Origin of the sequence: Mesorhizobium sp. M0898, assembly GCF_040319695.1 — a bacterium.
Classification (GTDB): domain Bacteria; phylum Pseudomonadota; class Alphaproteobacteria; order Rhizobiales; family Rhizobiaceae; genus Mesorhizobium.
Map to the genome: position 1 here is coordinate 240,083 of NZ_JAMYOE010000001.1, position 23,497 is coordinate 263,579.

At 63.0% G+C, this 23,497-nt stretch carries 19 protein-coding genes; 12 read left to right on the forward strand and 7 right to left on the reverse strand.

All coding sequences use genetic code 11. From position 1 onward, the window contains the following. Window positions 1-169: 169 nt before the first annotated feature. Both mfd and NKH90_RS01245 read right to left on the reverse strand, forming a co-directional pair. Window positions 170-3,667, reverse strand: coding sequence for a transcription-repair coupling factor (gene mfd, locus NKH90_RS01240; protein ID WP_352770309.1), 3,498 nt, complete (start codon window positions 3,665-3,667; stop codon window positions 170-172). Window positions 3,668-3,680: 13 nt separating this feature from the next. Further along, window positions 3,681-3,968 carry an FAD assembly factor SdhE gene (locus tag NKH90_RS01245; RefSeq protein ID WP_352471754.1) on the reverse strand — a complete coding sequence of 96 codons (288 nt, stop codon included), beginning with the start codon at window positions 3,966-3,968 and terminating at the stop codon, window positions 3,681-3,683. A 91-nt stretch (window positions 3,969-4,059) separates the two neighbouring features. Between NKH90_RS01245 and recG the strand changes: the two genes are divergently transcribed. Beyond that, window positions 4,060-6,168 (forward strand): ATP-dependent DNA helicase RecG, encoded by a 2,109-nt coding sequence (recG, locus tag NKH90_RS01250; protein WP_352816698.1) that lies wholly within the window; start codon window positions 4,060-4,062, stop codon window positions 6,166-6,168. Here recG and NKH90_RS01255 read toward each other — a convergent pair. Next, on the reverse strand, window positions 6,120-6,872 hold the full coding sequence (locus NKH90_RS01255) for a DUF502 domain-containing protein (RefSeq protein WP_352502468.1): 753 nt from the start codon (window positions 6,870-6,872) through the stop codon (window positions 6,120-6,122). The genes recG and NKH90_RS01255 overlap by 49 nt on opposite strands. Before the next feature lie 80 nt (window positions 6,873-6,952). Then, window positions 6,953-8,776, reverse strand: coding sequence for a glutamine--fructose-6-phosphate transaminase (isomerizing) (glmS, locus tag NKH90_RS01260; protein WP_352502467.1), 1,824 nt, complete (start codon window positions 8,774-8,776; stop codon window positions 6,953-6,955). Window positions 8,777-9,063: 287 nt separating this feature from the next. Here glmS and NKH90_RS01265 point away from each other — a divergent pair, with 287 nt between their 5' ends. Next, window positions 9,064-9,357 (forward strand): hypothetical protein, encoded by a 294-nt coding sequence (locus NKH90_RS01265; protein ID WP_352817170.1) that lies wholly within the window; start codon window positions 9,064-9,066, stop codon window positions 9,355-9,357. A 1-nt stretch (window position 9,358) separates the two neighbouring features. On the opposite strand, the gene glmU is transcribed toward NKH90_RS01265, so the two are convergent. Then, window positions 9,359-10,720, reverse strand: a complete 1,362-nt coding sequence (gene glmU, locus NKH90_RS01270) for a bifunctional UDP-N-acetylglucosamine diphosphorylase/glucosamine-1-phosphate N-acetyltransferase GlmU (protein ID WP_352816702.1) — start codon at window positions 10,718-10,720, stop codon at window positions 9,359-9,361. Window positions 10,721-10,850: 130 nt separating this feature from the next. Next, window positions 10,851-11,798 (reverse strand): AraC family transcriptional regulator, encoded by a 948-nt coding sequence (locus tag NKH90_RS01275; RefSeq protein WP_352816705.1) that lies wholly within the window; start codon window positions 11,796-11,798, stop codon window positions 10,851-10,853. Window positions 11,799-11,926: 128 nt separating this feature from the next. Here NKH90_RS01275 and NKH90_RS01280 point away from each other — a divergent pair, with 128 nt between their 5' ends. Continuing rightward, the gene (locus tag NKH90_RS01280; protein WP_352816708.1) at window positions 11,927-12,820 is read left to right on the forward strand and encodes an SDR family oxidoreductase; all 894 of its coding nucleotides are present in this window, start codon (window positions 11,927-11,929) and stop codon (window positions 12,818-12,820) included. 24 nt (window positions 12,821-12,844) lie between these two features. Here the strand turns inward: NKH90_RS01280 and NKH90_RS01285 are convergent, their stop codons facing one another. Beyond that, on the reverse strand, window positions 12,845-13,591 hold the full coding sequence (locus NKH90_RS01285) for a cytochrome c biogenesis CcdA family protein (protein WP_352471765.1): 747 nt from the start codon (window positions 13,589-13,591) through the stop codon (window positions 12,845-12,847). Window positions 13,592-13,779: 188 nt separating this feature from the next. Here NKH90_RS01285 and NKH90_RS01290 point away from each other — a divergent pair, with 188 nt between their 5' ends. The 9 genes from NKH90_RS01290 to rpmG all read left to right on the forward strand — a co-directional run bounded on the left by NKH90_RS01290 (window position 13,780) and on the right by rpmG (window position 23,461). Next, a complete protein-coding gene (locus NKH90_RS01290) occupies window positions 13,780-14,157 on the forward strand; it encodes a COG4315 family predicted lipoprotein (protein WP_352502462.1) in 378 nt (125 codons plus the stop codon). Between the two features lie 446 nt (window positions 14,158-14,603). Next, on the forward strand, window positions 14,604-17,219 hold the full coding sequence (gene topA / locus NKH90_RS01295) for a type I DNA topoisomerase (protein ID WP_352816711.1): 2,616 nt from the start codon (window positions 14,604-14,606) through the stop codon (window positions 17,217-17,219). Window positions 17,220-17,225: 6 nt separating this feature from the next. After that, window positions 17,226-19,532, forward strand: a complete 2,307-nt coding sequence (rnr, locus tag NKH90_RS01300; RefSeq protein WP_502898793.1) for a ribonuclease R — start codon at window positions 17,226-17,228, stop codon at window positions 19,530-19,532. Further along, window positions 19,532-19,984 carry a DUF983 domain-containing protein gene (locus NKH90_RS01305; RefSeq protein ID WP_023679976.1) on the forward strand — a complete coding sequence of 151 codons (453 nt, stop codon included), beginning with the start codon at window positions 19,532-19,534 and terminating at the stop codon, window positions 19,982-19,984. Before rnr ends, NKH90_RS01305 begins: the two co-directional genes overlap by 1 nt. A 72-nt stretch (window positions 19,985-20,056) precedes the next feature. Further along, window positions 20,057-20,791, forward strand: a complete 735-nt coding sequence (locus NKH90_RS01310) for an NUDIX hydrolase (protein ID WP_352502460.1) — start codon at window positions 20,057-20,059, stop codon at window positions 20,789-20,791. 16 nt (window positions 20,792-20,807) lie between these two features. Beyond that, window positions 20,808-21,983 (forward strand): MFS transporter, encoded by a 1,176-nt coding sequence (locus NKH90_RS01315; RefSeq protein WP_352770286.1) that lies wholly within the window; start codon window positions 20,808-20,810, stop codon window positions 21,981-21,983. A 110-nt stretch (window positions 21,984-22,093) separates the two neighbouring features. Further along, entirely contained in the window at window positions 22,094-22,555 is a 462-nt protein-coding gene (locus NKH90_RS01320) for a YqfO family protein (protein WP_352471771.1), read from the forward strand. Between the two features lie 51 nt (window positions 22,556-22,606). After that, a complete protein-coding gene (locus tag NKH90_RS01325) occupies window positions 22,607-22,975 on the forward strand; it encodes a YybH family protein (protein WP_352816715.1) in 369 nt (122 codons plus the stop codon). Between the two features lie 318 nt (window positions 22,976-23,293). Then, a complete protein-coding gene (gene rpmG / locus NKH90_RS01330) occupies window positions 23,294-23,461 on the forward strand; it encodes a 50S ribosomal protein L33 (protein WP_006201775.1) in 168 nt (55 codons plus the stop codon). The last annotated feature ends 36 nt before the right edge of the window (window positions 23,462-23,497 follow it).

The following is a 23,497-nucleotide window of genomic DNA, read 5'->3' on the forward strand; positions in this document are numbered from 1 at the left end:
AACGCTCTTTCACACGGACGCCATCGCCCGCCAATCCGCCCCATATGGGGTCGCGGCTCCATACACGAAGCCGATTTCCTATTCTAGACCGGAAGTGGTCGCGTGGCGAATGAGCACGGCACTGCGAAAGTGCCGATGCGGCTGTGCCCAGAGCACCAGCCACGCGCTGCTACGCCGCCTTCTCCACCAGCCGCGCCAGCTGCGTCATGACAACCGCTGAGCCAGCCAGCCGCTTCTCGGGCGTCGCCCAGTCACGGCTGAAGACGACGCTCTGGTCGGGTCGGATCTTGGCCAGCGAGCCCTGTTCGCCGATGAGCTTGACCAGCCCGACCGGATTGGGGAATTCCCGCTTGCGGAAATGGACGACGACACCTTTCGGCCCGGCGTCGAGCTTCTCCACGTTGGCCTTGCGGCAAAGCGCCTTGATGAAGACGATCTTCAACAGATGCTTTACCTCTTCCGGCAACGGTCCGAACCGGTCGATCAGCTCGGCGCCGAAAGCATCGATCTCTTCCGTATTTTCGAGATCGCCAAGACGGCGATAGAGCGCCAGCCTGAGCTGCAGATCCGGGACGTAGCTTTCCGGGATCATCACCGCCGTGCCGACGGCGATCTGCGGCGACCAGCCGCCGTCCTGCACCTCGCCGGAATCCTTCACTTCGGCCACCGCCTCCTCCAGCATCTGCTGGTAGAGCTCGAAGCCGACCTCCTTGATGTGGCCCGACTGCTCTTCGCCAAGCAGATTGCCGGCGCCGCGGATGTCGAGGTCGTGGCTGGCCAGCTGGAAACCGGCGCCTAGCGTATCGAGCGATTGCAGCACTTTCAGCCGACGCTCGGCTGTATCGGTTAGCTTGCGGTTGGCGGGCAGAGTGAACAGCGCATAGGCGCGCACCTTCGAACGGCCGACGCGGCCACGCAACTGATAGAGCTGAGACAGGCCGAACATGTCGGCGCGGTGTACGATCAGCGTATTGGCGGTCGGTATATCGAGGCCGGATTCGACGATGGTGGTCGACAAAAGCACATCGTACTGGCCGTCATAAAAGGCATTCATGATATCGTCGAGCTCGCCGGGCGGCATCTGGCCGTGGGCCACCGCCACTTTCAGCTCAGGCACGGATTCGCGCAGGAAATCATGGATTTCCGTGAGATCGCTGATACGCGGTACGACGTAGAAGGAATGGCCGCCACGGTAGCGCTCGCGCAGCAGCGTCTCGCGGATGACCAGCGGATCGAAAGGGGAGATGAAGGTACGCACGGCCATGCGATCGACCGGCGGCGTGGCGATCAGCGACAGCTCACGCACCCCGGTCAAGGCAAGCTGAAGCGTTCGCGGGATCGGCGTCGCCGACAGCGTCAGAACGTGGACGTCGGTCTTGAGATCCTTCAGCCGCTCCTTGTGCTTGACGCCGAAATGCTGCTCCTCGTCGATGATCAGCAGGCCGAGATTCTTGAACGAGATCGAGGAGCCGAGCAGTGCGTGCGTGCCGATGACAATGTCGACTTGGCCTTCGGCGACGCCCTTCTTGGTCTCGGCCAGTTCCTTGGCGCCGACCAGCCGCGAGGCCTGGGCGACGCGGATCGGCAGGCCGGAGAAGCGCTGCGAGAAGGTCTTGAAATGCTGGCGCGACAACAATGTCGTCGGCACCACCACCGCGACCTGAAAGCCTTCCATCGCCGCGATGAAGGCGGCACGAAGCGCGACTTCGGTCTTGCCGAAGCCGACATCGCCGCAGATCAGCCGATCCATCGGCTTTCCAGCGCCCAGATCACCCATGACCGAATCGATTGCCGTTTGCTGGTCGTCGGTTTCTTCATAGGGGAAACGCGCCGCAAACTCGCCATAGAGGCCTTCCGCCGGCACCAGCGCCGGTGCGGCCCGCATTTGTCGCTCGGCGGCGATGCGGATCAGCTCCCCGGCCATGTCGAGCAGACGTTTCTTCAGCCGTGCCTTGCGCGATTGCCAGGCACCGCCGCCAAGCTTGTCGAGCGTCGCCTCGGCCGAATCCGAGCCATAGCGCGACAGCAGCTCGATGTTTTCCACCGGCAAGAACAGCCGATCGTCGCCGGCATAGTGGATTTCAAGGCAATCGTGCGGCGCACCGACCGCCTCGATGGTGCGCAGCCCGATGAAGCGGCCAATGCCATGGTCGGCATGCACGACGATATCGCCTGAAGACAATGCCGAAGCCTCGGCGATGACGTCGGACGCGCGCTTCTTGCGCTTCGAGCGCCGGATCAGCCGGTCGCCGAGAATGTCCTGCTCTGCGACGACGACCAGTTTCTCGGTCTCGAAGCCGGATTCGAGCGGCAGCACGGCCAGGGCCGCCTGCCCTGGCTCAAGCCTTTCGGCTTCGGCAAGCGTCGCCACCGGCTCCAGATTGCCAAGGTGATGCTCGACCAGGATCTGGCCGAGCCGGTCGAGCGAACCTTCAGTCCAGCCGGCGACGACGACACGGCGGCGTGTAGCGCGCTCGTCGGAAATGTGTTTGACGACGACGTCGAAGACGTTGGCGTTAGGGTCGGCGCGTTCCTCGACGAAGCTGCGGCCATGGCGCGAGCCGGCATGGAACACCTTTTTCGCACCGGCATCGGGCGCGTCGAAGGAGGTGAAGTCGATCGCTTCGCGCGGACCAAGCGAGGCAATCAGGTTCTCGGGCGACAGATAAAGCTGATCCGGCGACACCGGCTTGTAGGGCACGGCATCCTTCAAGGCGCCGTCGGCCTGTTTTTTTCGCGCCTCGTAATGATCGAGGATCAGAGTGTGGCGCTCGGCCAGTGCCTCATGCGCCAGATGATCAAACACCACGGGCGCATCCGGCAGGTAATCGAACACGGTTTCCAGCCGCTCATAGAAGAACGGCAGCCAGTGCTCCATGCCGGCAAACCGCCTGCCCTCGCTGACCGCCGCATAGAGCCCATCGTCGCGGGAGGGCGCGCCAAAGGCTTCGATGTAGGCGCGGCGGAAGCGGCTGATGGTTTCCGGCGTCAGCGCCACCTCGCTCATCGCCTGCAGCGCCATCGATTTGCGTTGGCCGATGGTGCGCTGGGTTGCGGTGTCGAAGACGCGGATCGATTCCAGCGTATCGCCGAAGAAATCGAGGCGCAGTGCCTCCGTCCAGCCGGGCGCGAAGAGATCGAGAATGCCGCCGCGCACCGCAAATTCGCCGATGCCGCGCACCGTCGGCACCCGCTCGAAGCCGGAAGTCTCCAGCCGTGACACCAGCGCGTTCATGTCGATCTGGTTGCCGGGCTTGGCGTGAAAGGTCTGCGCCTCGACGAGTTCCGCCGGCGGAATGCGTTGAAGCAAGGCATTCGCGGTGGTGAGAATGACGGCGCGGTGCGGCTTCTTCGCCAGCGCGATCATCGCTGCCAGCGCATCGAGCCGCCTTGCGGCGGCGTCGGCGCCGGGCGAGACGCGGTCGTAAGGCAGGCAGTCCCAGGCCGGCAGTTCCAGCACCGGCAGGCCCGGCGCGGCAAAGGCAAGCGCCTCGACGATCGCCGGCAGGCGCTGGCCGTCGCGCGCCACGAACAGCACCGGCTTGTCAGGGGCGATCTCGTGCGCAGCCTGCACCAGCGCAAAGGCTTCGTAGCCGTCGGCGACGCCATCGACGATGAACTGGCCGGCGCGGCCTTTCGGCAGACCGATCGTAGGGATAAGGCTCATGGCTACACGTTGTTCAGAAGGTCATCTCCCGGCGCGAAGCCAGGATTTTTTGCAGGACGGTACAGTCGATATCCGCCGGAACCGGGCGTTCGCCAGTGACGAGAGGCAGGAATTCGGTGTCGGGAATGTCGAGGAGCCTCTCATATTGGTCGATTTCGTCGCCGGTCAAGGCGCCGATCTCGGCATCGGCGAAGCTGCCGAGTATAAGGTCCATCTCGCGCATGCCGCGGTGCCACGAACGAAACAGAAGCTTGCGGCGGCGGGCATCGAGGCCCTCGCTTGATCGTTTCGTTCCGGTCATCTTGCAATATCCTTGCCCAGGCGGCGCATATAGCGTGGATAGAAGGCGGTGTCAGCCTTGCGCGACAGTCGCCGCAACATAAGCTGACATCATGCGTCCCTCCCTCCTCGATCCGCTGTTTGTCCCGATCACCTCGCTTGCCGGGGTCGGGCCAAAAGTTGGCGCCCTGATCGAAAAAGTCGTAGCAGCCGACCTCGGCGACCGGGCCGCGCGCGCCGGGGATCTCTTGTTCGTGCTGCCGCATACTGTCATCGACCGCCGCAACCGGCCTGGCATCGCCGGCTCGGCGGAAGGCGCCATCGTTACGCTCGACGTCCGCATCGACCGCCACCAGCCGCCGCCACGCGGCAACAGGTCGGTCCCGTACCGGGTCTACGCCCATGACGACACCGGCGAGATCGCGCTGACCTTCTTCCATGCCCATGCCGCCTATCTCGAAAAAGCAATGCCCGTAGGCGAGCATGTCGTCGTCTCCGGCCGCATGGAATGGTTCAACGGCCGCCCGACCATGGTTCACCCCGACCATATCGCACTTGCCGGTGACGCGGAAAACCTGCCGCTGGTCGAGCCGGTCTATCCGCTGACCGCCGGGCTCTCGGGCAAGGTGCTGCGCCGGGCCATCGGCCAGGCGCTGGCCCGCCTGCCGGTGCTACCCGAATGGCAGGACGGTGAGTTCCGGCGCCGCCATGCCTTTCCTGCTTTCAGCGATGCGCTCAACCGCATCCACAATCCTGCCGACCCGATCGACGTCTCTGTCGACGGCGCAGCGTGGCGGCGCCTTGCCTATGACGAGTTCTTGGCCGGCCAGGTATCGCTGGCGCTGGTGCGGGCCAAGGTCCGCCGATTATCTGGCCGGCCATTGGTCGGCGACGGCCGCATAGTCGAACAACTGCGCGTGGCACTCCCCTATTCGCTGACCATGTCGCAGGAAATGGCGCTTGCCGAAATCAACGCCGATCTCGGTGACCCCGAACGCATGCTACGCCTTTTGCAGGGCGATGTCGGCTCCGGCAAGACGGTGGTCGCGCTGCTTGCCATGGCGCGTGCCGTCGAGGCCGGCGGCCAGGCGGCATTGATGGCGCCGACCGAAATCCTGGCGCGCCAGCATCTGGCAACAATTGCGCCGTTGGCGGAACGGGCCGGCCTGCGTGTCGCCGTCCTCACAAGTCGCGAAAAGGGCCGCGAGCGTGCCGACACGCTGACCGGGCTGGCCAATGGTGACATCGACATCGTCGTTGGCACCCATGCGCTGTTCCAGGAAACGGTGACGTTCCGTGACCTCGTGTTCGCCGTCGTCGACGAGCAGCACCGTTTCGGCGTCCATCAGCGCCTTGCTATTACCGCCAAGGGCGATGCGCCCGACATGCTGGTGATGACAGCAACGCCGATACCGCGGACGCTGGTGCTGACTGCATTCGGCGACATGGATGTGTCGAAGCTGACGGAAAAGCCGGCCGGCCGCCAGCCGATCCGCACCGTCACCTTGCCGCTTGGACGGCTCGACGAACTGATCGGACGCATGCTCGACGCCGTCGCCGATGGCCAGAAAATCTACTGGATCTGTCCGCTGGTCGAGGAATCCGAGGAGATCAAGCTGATGTCGGCCGAGGACCGTTTTGCCTCGCTGAAGCCGCTGTTCGGCCACCGCGTCGGCCTGGTGCATGGTCGCATGAAAGGCGCCGACAAGGACGAGGCGATGCGCGCCTTCAAGCAGGGCGACACCCGTATCCTGATCGCCACCACCGTCATCGAGGTCGGCGTCGATGTGCCTGATGCGACGATCATGGTCATCGAGCATGCCGAGCGTTTTGGCCTCGCCCAGTTGCACCAATTGCGTGGCCGGGTCGGGCGTGGCGACAAGCCTTCATCCTGTGTGCTGCTCTACAAGGACCCGCTCGGCGAGACGGCAAAACGCCGTTTGTCGGTGATGCGCGAGACCGAGGACGGCTTCCGTATCGCCGAAGAGGATCTGAAGCTGCGCGGCGAAGGCGAGTTGCTCGGCACCCGCCAGTCCGGCACGCCGGGCTTCCAGGTGGCGCGCATCGAGGCGCATGCCGACCTGCTCGAGGCCGCTCGCGACGATGCGCGGCTGATCCTGTCGCGCGATCCGGAATTGCAGTCCGAACGCGGCACGGCGCTGCGCCTGTTGCTCTATCTGTTCGGCCGCGACGAGGCCGTGCGGCTCCTGCGTGCCGGCTGAGGCATCGTGTCGAGCGGCGGATTGGCAAGCGCGCCGTGGATCTGCTCGCCATTCACCGTCACCATTTTGACCGCCGGCGCCACCAAGCCGGCCGACACGATCAGCTTGGCTCCGTCCTCGATTGTCATGTCGAGCAGCACAATGTCGGATTTCGGCACATACATCAGAAAGCCCGTCGTCGGGTTGGGCGTACATGGCATGAATACGGCAATCAGCGGATCGCCTTCCCGGTCGAGCTTCTGGTTGATCTCGGTTTCCTTCTCGCTGGCGACGAAGACCAGCGACCAGACCCCTTTGCGCGGATATTCGACCAACCCGACCTGGCGGAACATGTCGCCCTTGTTCGACAGCACGGTCTCGAAAATCTGCTTCAGCGAACGGTAGATGCCGCGCACCAGCGGCATGCGGCCAAGCAGGCGCTCGCCGAAGTTGACGATGGCGCGGCCAACGATATTGGCGGTCATAAAGCCGATGAAGGTGATGAGGATCAGGGCAACGATCAGCCCAAAACCCGGCACTGGAAACGGCAGGTACGTGTCCGGATTGTAGTGTACCGGAATGTAGGGTTTCACCCAGGAATCGACCCAGCCGATCAGCGACCAGGCAATGTAGGCGGTAATCGCCAGCGGCGCGCAAACGACGAAGCCGGTCAGGAAATAGTTTCTCAGCCGGGTCATGCCTGAGGTCTTGAGAGCATCCGACATGGTTCACCGCAGCGTGTGTTTGCAGCGCGACACTACTGAACCCCAAGGCGCTTTGGAATGGCGAAGTTTTTAAACGAGACCTATTCCACCGTTACCGATTTCGCCAGATTGCGCGGCTGGTCGACATCCGTGCCCATGAACACGGCGGTGAAATAGGCGAGCATCTGGATCGGCAGTGCGTAGATGATCGGCGAGATGATTTCCGGCACATCCGGCAAAACGATCGTCTCCATCGTCTTCACCGTGGCGTGCGCGGCGCCCTTGCTGTCGGTGATCAGGATGATCTTGCCGCCGCGCGCCGCCACCTCCTGCATGTTCGACACGGTCTTTTCGAAGATGCGGTCATGCGGGGCGATGACGATGACGGGCATGTTCTCGTCGATCAGCGCGATCGGGCCGTGTTTCAACTCGCCGGCAGCATAGCCTTCGGCATGGATGTAAGAGATCTCCTTGAGCTTCAGCGCACCTTCCATGGCCAGCGGAAAATTGGTGTCACGGCCGAGATAAAGCACATTCTTGTAGTGCGAGAGGTCGCGCGCGATCTTTTCGATCTGCCCGTCGAGCTTTAGCACCTGGTTGGCATAACGCGGCGCTTCCGACAGCTCGCGTATCAGCGTTTTCTCGTGCTCCTGCGAAATCGTTCCGCGCGCCACGCCGGCCCGCACCGCCAGCGAGGCCAGCACGGAAAGCTGGCAGGTGAACGCCTTGGTCGAGGCGACGCCGATCTCCGGGCCGGCCAATGTCGGCAGGATGACGTCGGATTCGCGCGCCATGGTCGATTCGCGCACATTGACGACCGCGCCGATCTTCATGCCGGCCTTGCGGCAGTAGCGCAGCGACGCCAGCGTGTCGGCGGTCTCACCCGATTGCGAGATGAAGAAAGCGGCATCGTTCTTCGACAGCGGCATCTCGCGATAGCGGAACTCCGAAGCGACATCGATGTCGACCGGCAGCCGCGCATAGCGCTCGAACCAGTATTTGCTGATCAGCCCGGCGAGATAGGCGGTGCCGCAGGCTGAGATCGCCAGCCGGTCGATCTTGGCGAAATCGAACGGCAGGTCGAGCGGCTTCGAGACGCCGCTGATGAAATCAACATAATGCGCCAGCGTGTGCGAGATCACTTCCGGCTGCTCATGGATTTCCTTTTCCATGAAATGGCGGCGGTTGCCTTTGTCGACCATGAAGCTCGTGCTGAGCGACTGTTGGCGTTTGCGGTCGACCTTGTTGCCGCCCATGTCGAAGATATCGACCTCGTTGCGGCGCACCACCGCCCAGTCGCCGTCTTCCAGATAGGTGATCGAATTGGTGAAAGGGGCAAGCGCAATGGCGTCGGAGCCAAGGAACATCTGGCCGTCGCCATGACCGACCGCGAGCGGCGGGCCATTGCGCGCGCCGACGATCAGATCCTCGTCGCCCTTGAACATGATGGCGAGCGCAAAGGCGCCTTCCAGCCGCTTCAGCGCCTTGTGCGCCGCCTCAACCGGCTTCAGCCCCCTGGCCAGTTCGCGCGCCACCAGATGAGCGACGACTTCGGTATCGGTCTGCGAGGCGAAGCTGTAGCCGTCGCGCATCAGCTCGTCGCGCAATTCGGCGAAATTTTCGATGATGCCGTTATGGACGATGGCGACGCCGTCGGAAAAATGCGGATGCGCATTGCTCTCGTTCGGAACGCCATGCGTGGCCCAGCGCGTGTGGCCGATGCCGATCATGCCGTCGAGCGGTTCGTCCTTCAGCAGGCGCTCGAGATTGACCAGCTTGCCCTCGGCGCGGCGGCGGTCAAGCCTGCCGTGCTCGATCGTGGCGACGCCGGCCGAGTCATAGCCGCGATATTCGAGCCTTTTCAGCGCATCGACGATAAGCGGCGCGACCGGCGAGTCACCGACAATTCCAACGATACCGCACATGGCGCTTGCCCCCGATTCCGACCTCAAACCCGGCGCTATTTAGAGACTGCCGGGCTGTCGCGAAAAATCACATTCCATTTCGTCCGGTATCAGCCGGACTATCCTGCACAGATGCACCATGACAGGGCGCACTTGCAATCCGGTTACTGCAATTGCTCAGTTTCTCCGCTTATGTATCCTATCTCGGCTCAACGGCTCCAGAAATCAGTCAAAGACATGATGCGGCTATAAACGAACGAATTGACACGGTGACGCTTTGGCGTCCGGTTGGTCCCCGCGAACTGGAGTTGATCCAGAGGTCAGGGATGCGCGCCTTTCCTCCTCGACTTGCCGATCAGCCGATCTTCTATCCGGTTACCAGCGAGGCCTATGCCACCCAGATCGCCCGAGACTGGAACGTGCCCGCGAGCGGATCAGGTTTCGTGACGCGTTTCGAGGTGCGTCGCAGCTTTCTGGATCGTTACAGCGTCCAGCATGCCGGCAGCCGGGCGCATCTGGAATACTGGATCCCGGCCGATGACCTGTCGGCCTTCAACGATGCAATTGTTGGCGAAATCCAGCTTGTCGCCGAGTTCCGCTAGTCTACCCTTTTTTGCGGGCCGCCGCGGCCTGAGAAAAACGCTCTCGCAACTCCTTGCCCTTGCCGGGTAGAGTCCGCTGGCGGGCGCGGCCGAAAGCCAGCGCATCGTCGGGTACGCTTTCGGTAATGACGCTGCCCGAGGCGATGTAGCCGCCCTTGCCGATGGACACCGGCGCCACCAGCGAGGAGTTCGAGCCTATGAAGGCGCCCTCGCCGATATCGGTGAAGAATTTCGAATAGCCGTCATAATTGCAGGTGATGGTGCCGGCGCCGATATTGGCGCCGGCACCGATGCGGGCATCGCCGATATAGGTCAGATGGTTGACCTTCGCGCCCTCCTCGACGATCGCCTGCTTGACCTCGCAGAAATTGCCGACCTTGGCCTTGGTTCTCAGATCGGCCCCGGGCCGCAGCCGCGCGAACGGCCCGACATCGCAATTCGACGCGATGGTGGCGCCTTCGATATGGCTGAAGGCATGGATCTTGGCCCCCGTCGCGATTTTCACGCCCGGCCCGAACCAGACATTGGGTTCGACGACCGTATCGGCGCCGATCTCGGTGTCGTGCGAGAAGAACACAGTTTCGGGCGCGATCAGCGTAACGCCAGAAAGCATCGCCTCGCGCCGCCGGCGCTGCTGCCAGATACCTTCCGCCTGGGCAAGCTCGGCACGGTTGTTGATGCCGAGCGCGTTCTCGAAACTGGCTTCGGTGGCGACGACATCAAGTCCCTGGGCAGCGGCGATCTCGACGATGTCGGTGAGATAATACTCGCCCTTGGCGTTCTTGCTGCCGACTTGATCGAGCAGCTTCAGCGCGTGCCTGCCGGCGACCGCCATCAGCCCGCCATTGCAGAAGGTGATCTTTTTCTCCTCGTCCGAGCAGTCCTTCTCCTCCTGGATGGCCACGAGCTTGCCGGCCTTTTCGATAAGCCGGCCGTAGCCCGAAGGATTTTCCGTACGGAAGCCGACCACGACGACGGCCGCACCTTCCGCCAGCTTCAGCCTCGCCGCCGCGAGCGCTTCCGGATCGATCAACGGCGTGTCGCCAAACATCACCAAGATATCGTCATAACCTTTTGATATTGCTGCACGTGCGGCAAGCACGGCGTGCGCGGTGCCGAGACGTTTTTCCTGAACGAAAGCCTCGGCCCTCGGCGCAAACTTGAGTGCAGCCTTGCGCATCTCATCGGCGCCATGGCCGATCACCAGCGCCAATTCGCCGCTGCCGGCGGCTTCGGCCGCCTTGACGACATGGGCAACCATCGGCAGGCCCGCGATTGTGTGCAGCACTTTCGGCACTGCACTCTTCATGCGCGTGCCTTCACCGGCGGCGAGGATGATGGACAGGCAGGATCTCTGGCTCATGGGGACAGCAACCGTTGAAAGGGGTCTGGAATCGAAGCGTTAGTAGCACCGGCGCCATGCTGCACCAATGCGGTTAAATTCCGGTGAGACGGTGGAACCTCCAACCCGCGACACGCTCAAGCCGATCGGCTCAGGCGGCTTCCGCCTCGTTGCGTGATGCGAAGCGGGGTGCTCGGCCACGGCCGTATTGCCGTGGCGAGCAGTACATGACCCGCTTGAAGGCTGTGCTGAAGGCGCTTTCGGATTCGTAGCCGAGCGAAAGCGCTATGACCGCGACGGGATCGCTGGAATTCGTCAGCCGGTCGCCAGCCAGCAGCATTCGCCAGCGCGTCAAATAGTCCATCGGCGACGCGCCAACCGTCTCCTTGAATCTGAGCGCAAAGGTCGATCGCGACATGCCGGCCCGTTCCGCCAGTTCCTGTAGCGTCCAGCCATGCGCCGGATCGTCATGCATGGCGCTGATCGCCGCGCCGATCTGTTTGTCCGCGAGGGCAAAGAGCCAGCCGATGCCACCTTTCAATCCTTCCGAAAGATGCAGCCGCAGCGCCTGAACCAGCATCATGTGGGCGAGGTGCTGGATCATCAGAAAGCCGCCCGGCTGCGGCTCGCGCAGCTCCTGCATCATCCGCTCCACAGACCAGCGCAGCGCCGACTGGTCCGACTCTTTGCGGATATGCACAATGGCTGGCAGCATCCGCAACAGCATGCCGGCATGATTGCCGCCAAGCGCGAAGCGGCTGCTGACCAGAAAGAAATCACCACCGTCATTGTGGGTCACAACACCGCCGGCTCGCGCAGGCGGAAAAATCTTGACGGCTTCAACAGGCGTCAAGCTCATGTCGCTTGCAAGGCGGAAAGGCCGTCCACTCGGCAGCAAGAAGCTGTCTCCCGTCTCAAGGCGCACTGCGTCAGCAACACCCTCCACAGACAGCCAGCACCGGCCGGAGACCACCGCTCCGGTCTTGATGCTTTGCTGCTGGTCGGGGAACTGGATCGACCATTCACCACCAGCATCGAAACCGGCCGACATATAGTTTCGCGGCTTCAGCAGCGAGAGCACATCTGAAAGGGGATCCACAGGTCATTCCGGACGATTGCGAAGATAATACGGACTTTACCGCATAGATCGTATTTTCTCAAGCGCCTATCACGACACAACTGAGCCGCGAAAATGGTCGTGGCCAGAAACGGACAGGAGAAGTCGTGATGCGTGTTTTCGTTACCGGAGCGACCGGATTCGTCGGTTCTGCCGTCGTTCAAGAACTCGTCGGCGCCGGCCATCAGGTGCTCGGCCTCGCCCGCTCGGCGGCGTCGGCCAAGTCGCTTGCAGCCACCGGAGCCGAGGTGCATCGAGGTGACCTCGAAGACCTCGAAAGCCTCAGCAGGGGCGCAGCGGCAGCTGATGGAGTGATCCATACCGGCTTCAACCACGACTTCTCGAAATTCGCGCAAAATTGCGAGATGGACCGGCGCGCCATCGAGGCCTTGGGCGGTGCACTCGAAGGCTCCGAGCGGCCCCTGCTCGTCACCTCCGGGACCGCGCTCCAGGCGCGGGGCCGTATCGCGACCGAGGAAGATGCGCCTGTCCCATCTTCCGCTTCGTATCCCCGCGCCTCCGAAGCGACAGCCGCCGCGCTGGCGGCACGCGGCGTGCGCGCGTCGGTTGTGCGCCTTCCTCCGTCGGTCCATGGCCAAGGCGACCACGCTTTTGTTCCTATTCTCATCGACCTCGCTCGCAAGAAGGGCGTGTCGGCCTATATCGGCGAAGGGCTCAATCGCTGGCCTGCCGTGCATCGGTTCGATGCCGCCCGCGTCTACCGGCTTGCGCTCGAGCATGGAGCCGGTGGCGGGCGATATCACGCGATCGCCGAAGAAGGCGTTCGGTTCAAGGACGTCGCCGGCGTGATCGGCCGGCGCCTGAACGTGCCGGTCGTCGCCAAGTCCGCGGAAGAAGCCGCCGATCATTTTGGCTGGTTCGCTATGTTCGCGGCGATGGATGTCCCGACCTCGAGCGAACGGACCCAGGCGCTGCTGGGGTGGCAGCCGAGCGGACCCGGGCTGATCGCTGATATCGACCAGCCGGGCTATTTCGAAGGCTGAACAGACCCATGTCGGGCGGCAAACCTATCCCAATTGCCCCAGCACCGGAAAATTCTCGAGCAACCAATAGGACACCGCCTGCACGCCGCCGGTCAGGAAAAACACGCCGGCGACCACCAGCAACGCGCCGATGGCCTTTTCGACGCGGCCGAGATGGACGCGGAATTTCCCGAGAAAGCGCATGAAGGCGCCTGAAAACAGCGCCGCAACGAGGAAGGGAATACCGAGGCCGAGCGAATAGGCGGCGAGCAGCAGCGCGCCCTCGCCCACCGTCTCGCGGCCGCCGGCAAGCGTCAGGATCGGCCCCAGCACCGGGCCGATACAGGGCGTCCAGCCAAAGGCGAAGGCCAGGCCCATGACGTAAGCGGCGATCAGGCTGGCCGGCTTGCCTTGTGACTGGAAGCGCGCCTCGCGTGAAAGCAAAGGGATGCGCAGTACGCCGAGGAAATTCAGCCCCATCAGGATGATCAGCACGCCTGCCGCCATTGCCAGCGGCTCCTGCCAGACTCGCAGCAAATGGCCGATGGTCGAGGCGCCGGCGCCGAGCGCGACGAAGACGGTCGAGAAGCCGAGCACGAAGGCGATTGAGGAATTAATCAGCGCGCCTCGCGCGCCGGCCTTTGCCGTAATGCCGGCCTCGCCGCGGAAATCGTCGACCGACACGCCGGCCATATAGCACAGGTAAGGCGGCACCAGCGGCAGCACGCAGGGGGACAGGAAGGAAATTGCTCCCGCCCCGATCGCACTGACATAGCCGACGTCCAATGCCATTTCCGTCTCCCGATGACTGCGCAGCCATATAGCCGCGACAACAGCCGTCCGCCAATCACCATCGCGTGGCCCCATCACATTGGGTAGCAAGTCGGCGTCCGCCCGGGAAGAAAGGGCAGCCAGGCAGCGTTGATCAAACGAAACTGCGTTGTTCCGCACGCTTTTCGAAATGACCCAGGGAGAAGTCCATGAAAACGATCGCAATTGGCATGGCCGCGCTTTTGCTCGGCACTGCCGCATCCTTCGCTGCCGAGGCGTGGAAGGAAGCGGAGGTCGGCGGCACCAAGATCTACACCGACGCCAGCGGCATGACGCTCTACACCTACGACAAGGACGAGGCGGGCAAGTCGAACTGCTACGACAAATGCGCCGCCAATTGGCCGCCGCTGAAGGCTGACGCCAACGCCAAGGCCGAGGGCGAGTGGACGATCGTCGACCGCACCGACGGCACCAGGATGTGGGCCTACGAAGGTAAGCCGCTCTACACGTTCACCAAGGACAAGAAGGCCGGCGACGTGACCGGCGAGGGTGTCGGCGGCGTCTGGCATATCGCCAAGGCCGACTAGGCCTTGAGCTTCTAATCGGCTGTAACAGGCAGTAACACGGCTGGTCGCTGGGAACTCGACCCAACCGCCCCGGCGGCCAGCTTTTCAGCACGGTACTTCCTTGCGACTGTCCGAGCAAAATGCCGGGCTACCGATTGCGCGCTTCACAGCATCTGTTCAAGCAGGGCTGGCGCGTGCTCGATGTTTCTCTTATATCCGCGGAGAGTTTGTCCCGTTCTCCAGGATCAATTGCCGGGTTTGTCCAGCGATAGGCTGCTCATTTCCCTTGTCCAGGATTGCGGAAATCGCATGGCGCGCCGTTGGGTTGCGCATTCGGTACAGGGCCGCATTTTGACTGCTTGGCCTTGACCGGATGCAAAAGCGCGGCCATGTGAGCGACACATTGAACGAGATTTCGTCGCGCGCAGCGGAATTCTTCTGCCGCATCACAACTGATATGAGACCGTATGGACGTCGTCGTCGTCGAATCGCCGGCCAAGGCGAAGACAATCAACAAGTACCTCGGCAAGAACTACAAGGTTCTGGCCTCCTTCGGCCATGTCCGCGATCTGCCGGCCAAGGATGGCTCGGTGCGTCCGGATGAGGACTTTGCCATGTCCTGGGCCGTCGACACCGCGTCTGGAAAGCGTCTCGCCGATATCGCCAAGGCGGTCAAGGACGCCGACGGGCTGATCCTCGCCACCGATCCGGACCGCGAGGGCGAAGCGATCTCCTGGCATGTCCTGGAAGTGCTGAAGCAAAAGCGCGCGTTGAAGGACAAGCCGGTCAGCCGCGTCGTCTTCAACGCCATCACCAAGGCGTCCGTGCTGGAGGCGATGGCCAATCCGCGCCAGATCGACGCGCCGCTGGTCGATGCCTATCTCGCTCGCCGTGCGCTCGACTATCTGGTCGGCTTCACGCTGTCGCCCGTGCTGTGGCGCAAGCTGCCCGGCGCCCGCTCCGCCGGCCGCGTCCAGTCGGTGGCGCTGCGTCTGGTCTGCGACCGCGAATCCGAGATTGAGCGCTTCATCCGCGAGGAATACTGGCAGGTCGCCGCCATTCTCGGTACGCCGCGCAAGGATAATTTCGAGGCGCGGCTGACCGCCTTCGAGCACAAGAAGCTGCAAAAGCTCGACATTTCCAACAAGGCGCAGGCCGACGACATCAAAGCGATGCTCGAAGGCGCCAGCTTCAAGGCGGCGTCGGTCGAAGCCAAGCCGACCAAGCGCAATCCCGGGCCGCCCTTCACCACCTCGACGCTGCAGCAGGCAGCCTCATCGGGCCTCGGCTTTTCGGCCAACCGCACCATGCAGGTGGCTCAGCGGCTCTATGAGGGCATGGAGATCGGCGGTGAGACCACCGGCCTGATCACCTACATGCGAACCGACGGCGTGCAGATGGCGCCGGAGGCGATCTCTGCCGCGCGCGATGCGATTGCCAAGGAATTCGGCCCTAAATACCTGCCTGAAAAGCCGCGCTACTATTCCGCCAAGGCCAAGAATGCCCAGGAGGCGCACGAAGCGATCCGTCCGACCGATTTCATGCGCACGCCGGCTTCCGTCAGGCAGTATCTCGACGCTGACCAGGCGCGGCTTTACGAGATGATCTGGAAACGCGCCATCGCCAGCCAGATGCAGCCGGCCGAGATAGAGCGCACCACGGTCGAGATCGAGGCAGTCAACGGCCCGCGCACCGCCGAGCTTCGCGCTGTAGGCTCGGTTGTTCGCTTCGACGGCTTCCTTGCCGCTTACATCGAGCAGAAGGAAGAAGATTCGGAAGACGAGGAAAGCCGCCGCCTGCCCGAGATCCGTGCCGGCGAGCAGCTCACACGCGAGGCGATCAACGCCACCCAGCACACCACCGAGCCGCCGCCGCGTTATTCGGAAGCTTCGCTGATCAAGAAGCTGGAAGAGTTGGGCATCGGCCGGCCGTCGACTTATACGGCGATCCTGAAGACGCTCGAGGATCGTGACTATGTCACCATCGACAAGCGCAAGCTGGTGCCGCAGGCCAAGGGCCGGCTATTGTCGGCCTTCCTCGAAAGCTTCTTCGAGCGTTATGTCGAGTACGACTTCACCGCTTCGCTGGAGGAAAAGCTCGATGAGATTTCCGACGGCAAGCTCGCATGGAAGGACGTGCTGCGCGATTTCTGGAAGGATTTTTCCGGCGCCGTCGCCGACATCAAGGAGTTGCGCGTCACCGACGTCCTCGATGCATTGAACGAGGAACTGGCGCCGCTGGTCTTTCCCGCGCGGGAAGACGGTTCGAACCCGCGCATCTGTCCGAAATGCGGCACCGGCAACCTGTCGCTGAAGCTCGGCAAGTTCGGCGCCTTCGTCGGCTGTTCGAACTATCCCGAATGCTCCTTCACCCGCCAGCTCGGCGACGCCGCCAATCCCAATGGCGAGAACGGCGGTGGTGAAGACGGCACCAAAGTGCTCGGCAAGGACCCCTATACCGCCGAGGAGATCACGCTGCGCAATGGCCGGTTCGGCCCCTATATCCAGCGCGGCGACGGCAAGGATGCCAAGCGCTCCAGCCTGCCCAAGGGCTGGACGGTCGATTCGATCGATCACGAAAAGGCGCTCGCCTTGTTGTCGCTGCCGCGCGACGTCGGCAAGCATCCGGAATCCGGCAAGATGATTTCGGCCGGGCTGGGGCGCTACGGGCCGTTCGTGCTGCATGACGGCACCTACGCCAATCTCGACAGCATCGAGGACGTGTTCTCGATCGGCCTCAATCGCGCCGTCTCGGTGATCGCCGAGAAGCAATTGAAGGGCAAAGGCGGCCGCAATGGCGGCACAGCCGCTGCGCTCAAGGAACTAGGCGAGCATCCTGCCGGCGGCGGCAACATAGTCGTGCGCGACGGCAAATACGGGCCTTATGTGAATTTCGGCAAGGTCAATGCGACGCTGCCGAAGGGCAAGGATCCGCAATCGGTGACGATCGAGGATGCGGTGGCGCTCATTGCGGAAAAGGAAGCCAAGGGCGGCAACGGTGCCAGGAAGCCCTTCCGCAAAGCGGCCGCGCCTGCGAAGAAACCGGCTGCGGCCAAAAAACCGGCGGCCAGGAAAAAGGGATAGGACGGGTTGGCGCGCAAAGTCTCCGGAAGAAGCCACGGCGATCTGCGCACCGCCGATACCCGTGCCAAGGTCAGGGACAATTACCGGCCTTCACGCGACGAGATACTGCGTTACATCGCCGAAAATCCGGACCGCGCCGGAAAACGCGACATCGCCAAGGCGTTTGCGCTGCGCGGCGAAGACCGTATCTGGCTGAAGGACGTCTTGCGCGACCTGCAGGATGAAGGCCTGCTGACCAAGGAGCGCAAGCGGCTTGCCCGTGTCGGCGCCCTGCCCCACGTCGCGGTGCTCGACATCTTCGGCCGTGACGCCGACGGTGTGCTGCTGGCGCACCCGACCGAAGCGATTGGCAATGGCGAACCTCCGGTCATAGCGATCCGCGTGTCGCGCGGCGGCAATGGCCCGACGCCGGGCATCGGCGACCGCGTGCTGGCCAAGACCTTTCCGACCGACGATCCGGCGGGTCCGGCCTATACGGGCCGGGTGATGAAGATATTCGAGAAGCGCACCGATGCGGTTCTCGGCGTTTTCCGTGTGCTGAAGGACGGCACGTTCCGCATCGAACCGGTGGAAAGGCGTCAGCCGGAGCTGGTCGTCGACAAGGAATTCCAGAACGGCGCCAAGAACGGCGACCTGGTCGAGGTCGAGCCGGCACGGGCCTCGCGCTACGGGCTGCCGCGAGCCAAGGTTCTGGCGGTGTTGGGGTCGCTGACCAGCGAAAAGGCGGTCTCGATGATCGCCATCCACGCACACGACATTCCGCATATTTTCCCCGCCGACGTCATCGCCCAAGCGGAGGCGGTCAAGCCGGCGACGCTTGCCGGCCGCGAGGATTGGCGCGAGCTGCCGCTGCTCACCATCGATCCGGCCGATGCCAAGGATCATGACGACGCGGTGTTCGCCATGCCTGACACCGACGAGAAGAACGCCGGCGGCGTGATTGTCACCGTCGCCATTGCCGATGTCGCTGCATACGTGCGCTATGGCACGGCGCTCGATCGCGAAGCGCTGAAGCGCGGCAATTCGGTCTATTTTCCCGACCGAGTCGTACCGATGCTGCCGGAGCGCATCTCGAACGACCTCTGTTCACTGCGCGAGGGCCAGGATCGTCCGGCGATAGCGGTGCGTATGACTTTCTCGGCCGATGGCCACAAACTCAGACATTCCTTCCATCGCGTCATGATGAAGTCGGCGGCGAAACTCGCCTATCAGCAGGCGCAAGCGGCGATCGACGGCGCACCGGACGACACGACTGGCCCGATCCTCGATACGGTGCTGAAGCCGCTATGGGACGCCTACGCGATCCTGAAGCGCGGCCGCGACACCCGCCAGCCGCTCGAACTCGATCTGCCCGAGCGCAAGATCCTGCTCAAGCAGGACGGCACCGTCGACAAGGTCGTCGTGCCGGAGCGGCTCGACGCGCACAAACTGATCGAAGAGTTCATGATCCAGGCCAATGTCGCCGCCGCCGAGACACTCGAGGCGAAGCGCCAGGCGCTGGTCTACCGCATCCACGATGCGCCCTCGCTCGCCAAGCAGGAATCGCTGCGTGAATTCCTGCAGACGCTCGGCCTGTCGCTGGCGCGCGGCGCGCAAATGCTGCCGAACCAGTTCAACGGCATCCTCGCTCGCGTGCGCGGCGCCGATAATGAGGGGCTGGTCAACGAAGTGGTGCTGCGCTCGCAGAGCCAGGCCGAATATTCGCCCGCCAATATAGGCCATTTCGGCCTCAACCTGAAGCGCTACGCGCATTTCACCTCGCCGATCCGTCGCTATGCCGACCTGATCGTGCATCGTGGGCTGATTGCCGCACTCGGCCTTGGTCCGGGGGGCCTGACGCAGGACGAGGCGGAGCGGCTAGAAGAGGTCTCGGCGCTGATTTCGGCGACCGAGCGGCGCGCGATGGCCGCCGAGCGCGACACGGTCGACCGGCTGATCGCCGCCTATCTCGCCGAGCGCATCGACGACCGTTTCGACGCCCGCATCTCGGGCGTCACCAAATCGGGCCTGTTTGTCCAATTGCCGCAGTACGGCGCGGATGGCTTCATTCCGGTTTCAACCCTGGGCGGCGACTACTATATATACGACGAAACTGCTCGATCGCTTTTCGGAGAACGCACCGGCAAGGGCTATCAGCTTGCTGATCGCGTCGAGGTTCGCCTGATCGAGGTGGCGCCGATGGCCGGCGCGATGCGTTTCGAGATGCTGACCGAGCCAAAGCCGCTGCCCGGCTCCAAACGGTCGTTCCACAAGGCCAAAGGCCGCGCCCGGGCGTCGCAATCGCGTCCAGGCTCGCGCGGCAGGAGACGGTAATGCCAACAGAACTGCAGGTGGAAGAACGGATTTTCGGTGGCGAACATCACTCGGGCCGGACCGCCCGGCCGCTATGGACGGCAATGAAGCGCGGCATGCTCGGCCGCTGCCCGCATTGCGGCGAGGGCAAGCTGTTTCGCGCCTTCGTCAAGACCGTCGACAAATGCGATCATTGCGGCGAGGAGCTCCACCACCATCGCGCCGACGACCTGCCGGCCTATCTCGTGGTCGTCATTGTCGGCCACATCGTGCTCGGGGCCTTCATGGGTGTCGAGGCGACCTCGACGCTGTCTACCTGGCAGCACATCGCCATCTGGGTGCCATTGACCATCATTCTGGCCGTCGTCCTGCTGCAGCCGGTCAAGGGCGCTGTCATCGGCCTGCAATGGGCGTTTTATATGCACGGCTTTGGCGGTGAAGAAGATCTGATCGAGTCGCATCCCGAGGCTTGAAACCGAGGCTGGCGCAATCGGCATGGCTGGACGCCACTTTCGCATCGGAGAAGATTCCGCTAGGTCGACCGCATGGACGTTATGACCAAGGCGGAAGTCGACAAGGTTGAGCGGATCGCGCTCGAGGCCAAGCCCATACGCCCACGCGACGCCGCGACGCTGATCCTGCTCGACCGCAAAGGCGACGAATTCCTGGTGCTGATGGGCCGGCGCCACGCCGGTCATGCCTTCATGCCGGGAAAATTCGTGTTTCCTGGCGGCCGCACAGATCCGGCCGACAGCCGCATCTCAATAGCCACCGCACTTCATCCCGAGGAAGAAGCGAGATTGACCGCTGGTATCGGTCGCACCAGCCCGGCTCGCGCCCGCGCGATTGCCCTGTCGGCAATCCGCGAAACCTATGAGGAGGCCGGCCTGCTGATCGGTCAAAAAGGCGTGTTCGCAACCGCCAGGCGCGACTGGCAGGGCTTTGTCGAACACGGGGTCATCCCATCACTGCAAGCGCTGCGCTTCGTCGCACGCGCCATCACCCCGCCCAACCGGGTGCGCCGCTTCGATACGCGCTTTCTCGCCGCATGGCGCGACGATGTCGCCGTTGAACTGCCGGGTGGCGGTCCGACCAACGAGTTGGAGGACGTCGTTTGGCTGCCGCTGGCCAAGGCCAGGCAAGCCGATATTCCAGACATCACGCGCACGGTCCTGGAGGAACTGGAAATGCGGCTCGCCTGGGATCCGTTGCTGAGCCCCGGCAGTCCCGTGCCGTTCTACCGGCTTGTCCGCAATCGCTTCGTCCGCGAAATTCTCTAGAGCAGCCAGGCATTCCATGACAGTCGATACCCAGCCGCAGGGCAAGGAACGCGTACACTGGCTGCCGATGGTCGCGGCGATCTCGTCGATCAGCGTCGTCGGCATTGCCATCGGCCTTGGCATGCCGCTGCTCAGCGTGATCCTGGAAACGCGTGGCCATTCCGCGTCGATGATCGGTCTCAACACCGCGGTCGCCGGCCTCGCCTCTATCGCCGGCGCGCCGCTCGCCACCCCGCTTGCCATGCGGTTCGGGGTCGCCTGGACGATGCTTGCTATGATCGCCGCCGGGGCGCTGGCCTTTGTCGGTTTCCATTTCGCGCCAGCTTTCTGGATGTGGTTTCCGCTGCGCGTGCTGCTGCATATCGCGCTGACGGTGCTGTTCATCCTGTCGGAATTCTGGATCAGCACCTCGGCGCCGCCACACCGGCGCGGACTGGTCCTCGGCATCTATGCCACCGTGCTGTCTCTCGGCTTTGCCGCCGGGCCTTGGCTGTTCGCCCATCTCGGCAGCAGTGGCTTCCTGCCCTTCGGCGTTACCATCGCCTTGGTTACGCTCGCTGCCATACCGGTCCTGGCGGCACGCAACGAGAGCCCGACGATCGTCTCGGACGGCGAAACCAGCAATTTCCTGCGTTACATCTGGCTGGTGCCGACGGCGACCGCGGCCGTGCTGGTGTTCGGCGCGGTCGAGACCGGCGGCTTTGCACTGTTCCCGGTCTACGGTAGCCGCATCGGCTACTCAGAGGCGGACGCCGCCCTTTTGCTCACCATGATCGGGCTTGGCAACGTGCTGTTGCAGATCCCGATCGGCATGATCAGCGACCGCGTAAGCGACCGTCGCTATCTGCTGATGGCCTGTGCCACCGTCGGGCTTGCCGGCACGGTCTTCATGCCGTACTTCGCGCAGAACTGGCATTTGATGGCAGCGCTTCTGTTCGTCTGGGGCGGTGTGGTCGCTGCCATGTACACAATCGGCCTGGCGCATCTCGGCTCGCAGCTTTCCGGCCACGAATTGGCCTCCGCCAACGCCGCCTTCGTGCTCTGCTACGGCGTCGGCATGGTGCTTGGCCCGCAGGCGATCGGCATCGGCATGGACGCTTTCGGGCCGTCGGGCTTCGGTTGGGCGCTCGGCCTGTTCTTCGCCTGCTATATCGTGCTGGTCGGCACCAGGCTGCTCCACAAAATCCTCTGACTCGGCCCAGCTGCCGACATCGCTCCCACTGCTGACCAACTCCTGACACAACCATGTCAGGAGGGCTCGAGTATATGCTCCCCCAAAGTGCATAAGCAGGGAGACCTCGGATGATCGATAGTGGCTTTGAAACGAAATCGCTGCGGATGGAATTGCTGCTGCTGGTGACCTTTCAGGCACCGGCAGCCGATGTCGACCGCATCATGGAGGCGGTGGTCGCGATCGCGCCGCTCGAAATGGGCAAATATGACAGCAATGCCTTTCAGTCGGCGGACGGCATCGAACGTTACCGGCCGCTTGAAGGTGCCGCCGCCGGCGCCGAGACGGAATTGCGCAGGCGGTCGGGGACTGTCGAGGTGTCGTTCGAACTGCCTGATGACCAGAAGCTCGCCGCACGCGTCGTCGAGGCGATTTATCAGGTTCACAGCTATCAGGAACCGGTGATCCGCATTCAGCCACTGCTTGCCAGCCGCTCCAAGGGTCTCGACGACCGCACCAACCCGAACCGCTGGTGGAACACGACGGGAGACTGGAAGAAGGCGTTACAACCGGAAACCGTCGCGGCGGAGTGACCGGAACCTGGTCGTATCTCGGTTTGAATCTGGCTGTCAGGAAGCCTGCCGATGAATGATGAAGCAAACCGCAAACCGGCAAGCGATCCCCAGGACCTGGCGCGGCTATTGGTTTCTCGCGAGCAAGCGGGAGACGCGGAAGGAGTGGCTGCTCTTTACGAACCCGGTGCCATCCTCGATACCGGCAACGGACAGTTGGCCTGCGGCAGAGATGCCATCCGCCGATTTTACGCCAAGTTGGTGGCAGCGGGACGAAAGTTTGATCTCGGAGATCAGCGTCCGGCTATCATCAACAGGGATTTGGCGCTCACTTCCACGCGCCTTGCCGACGGCACCGTTACTGCGGAAATCGCTCGCCGGCAAGGTGACGGGAACTGGCTTTGGGTGATCGATCAGCCGTCCATCGCTCGATATTCATAGCCAGCATTCAAACTGAGACGCCACCCAGAGGACGGCCGGAGGCACACAGGAGCCTCCCGCGGCTGTCGGCACCCAATCAACTTGTCGGGTTTTGGTAGCACTCAATGTCCGCTTCGTCCCCAGCCTCCATCGGCTGGCATAAACCCGGACAACTCATGTGCTACCTAATCCGGACAACTCATCTGCTTACGACACAGAACCTGGACAAGGGTTGACTTTCCGGGCGCGTTCTTTATGTGTCGCGGCAAGTTTCCCGCGTCCGGGTGTTTCCCGTGCTCCAGCGGCCAAAACTCCACGAACATTCAACGGACGAACATCATGGCCAAAGCCGCAAACATCAAAATCAAGCTTCTGTCGACCGCCGACACCGGTTTCTTCTACGTGACCAGCAAAAACAGCCGCACCAAGACGGACAAGCTGTCGTTCCGCAAATACGACCCGGTCGCCAAGAAGCACGTCGAATTCAAGGAAACCAAGATCAAGTAATCGGGTTTTCTCTCGCAGTACCGAAACGCCGCCTTC

Excerpts from the sequence above, each read along its gene's own strand:
- mfd (WP_352770309.1), bottom strand. The coding sequence starts at position 3,667 with ATGAGCCTTATCCCTACGATCGGTCTGCCGAAAGGCCGCGCCGGCCAG.
- NKH90_RS01245 (WP_352471754.1), bottom strand. The coding sequence starts at position 3,968 with ATGACCGGAACGAAACGATCAAGCGAGGGCCTCGATGCCCGCCGCCGC.
- recG (WP_352816698.1), top strand. The coding sequence starts at position 4,060 with ATGCGTCCCTCCCTCCTCGATCCGCTGTTTGTCCCGATCACCTCGCTT.
- NKH90_RS01255 (WP_352502468.1), bottom strand. The coding sequence starts at position 6,872 with ATGTCGGATGCTCTCAAGACCTCAGGCATGACCCGGCTGAGAAACTAT.
- glmS (WP_352502467.1), bottom strand. The coding sequence starts at position 8,776 with ATGTGCGGTATCGTTGGAATTGTCGGTGACTCGCCGGTCGCGCCGCTT.
- glmU (WP_352816702.1), bottom strand. The coding sequence starts at position 10,720 with ATGAGCCAGAGATCCTGCCTGTCCATCATCCTCGCCGCCGGTGAAGGC.
- NKH90_RS01280 (WP_352816708.1), top strand. The coding sequence starts at position 11,927 with ATGCGTGTTTTCGTTACCGGAGCGACCGGATTCGTCGGTTCTGCCGTC.
- NKH90_RS01285 (WP_352471765.1), bottom strand. The coding sequence starts at position 13,591 with ATGGCATTGGACGTCGGCTATGTCAGTGCGATCGGGGCGGGAGCAATT.
- NKH90_RS01290 (WP_352502462.1), top strand. The coding sequence starts at position 13,780 with ATGAAAACGATCGCAATTGGCATGGCCGCGCTTTTGCTCGGCACTGCC.
- topA (WP_352816711.1), top strand. The coding sequence starts at position 14,604 with ATGGACGTCGTCGTCGTCGAATCGCCGGCCAAGGCGAAGACAATCAAC.
- NKH90_RS01305 (WP_023679976.1), top strand. The coding sequence starts at position 19,532 with ATGCCAACAGAACTGCAGGTGGAAGAACGGATTTTCGGTGGCGAACAT.
- NKH90_RS01310 (WP_352502460.1), top strand. The coding sequence starts at position 20,057 with ATGGACGTTATGACCAAGGCGGAAGTCGACAAGGTTGAGCGGATCGCG.
- NKH90_RS01315 (WP_352770286.1), top strand. The coding sequence starts at position 20,808 with ATGACAGTCGATACCCAGCCGCAGGGCAAGGAACGCGTACACTGGCTG.
- NKH90_RS01320 (WP_352471771.1), top strand. The coding sequence starts at position 22,094 with ATGATCGATAGTGGCTTTGAAACGAAATCGCTGCGGATGGAATTGCTG.
- NKH90_RS01325 (WP_352816715.1), top strand. The coding sequence starts at position 22,607 with ATGAATGATGAAGCAAACCGCAAACCGGCAAGCGATCCCCAGGACCTG.
- rpmG (WP_006201775.1), top strand. The coding sequence starts at position 23,294 with ATGGCCAAAGCCGCAAACATCAAAATCAAGCTTCTGTCGACCGCCGAC.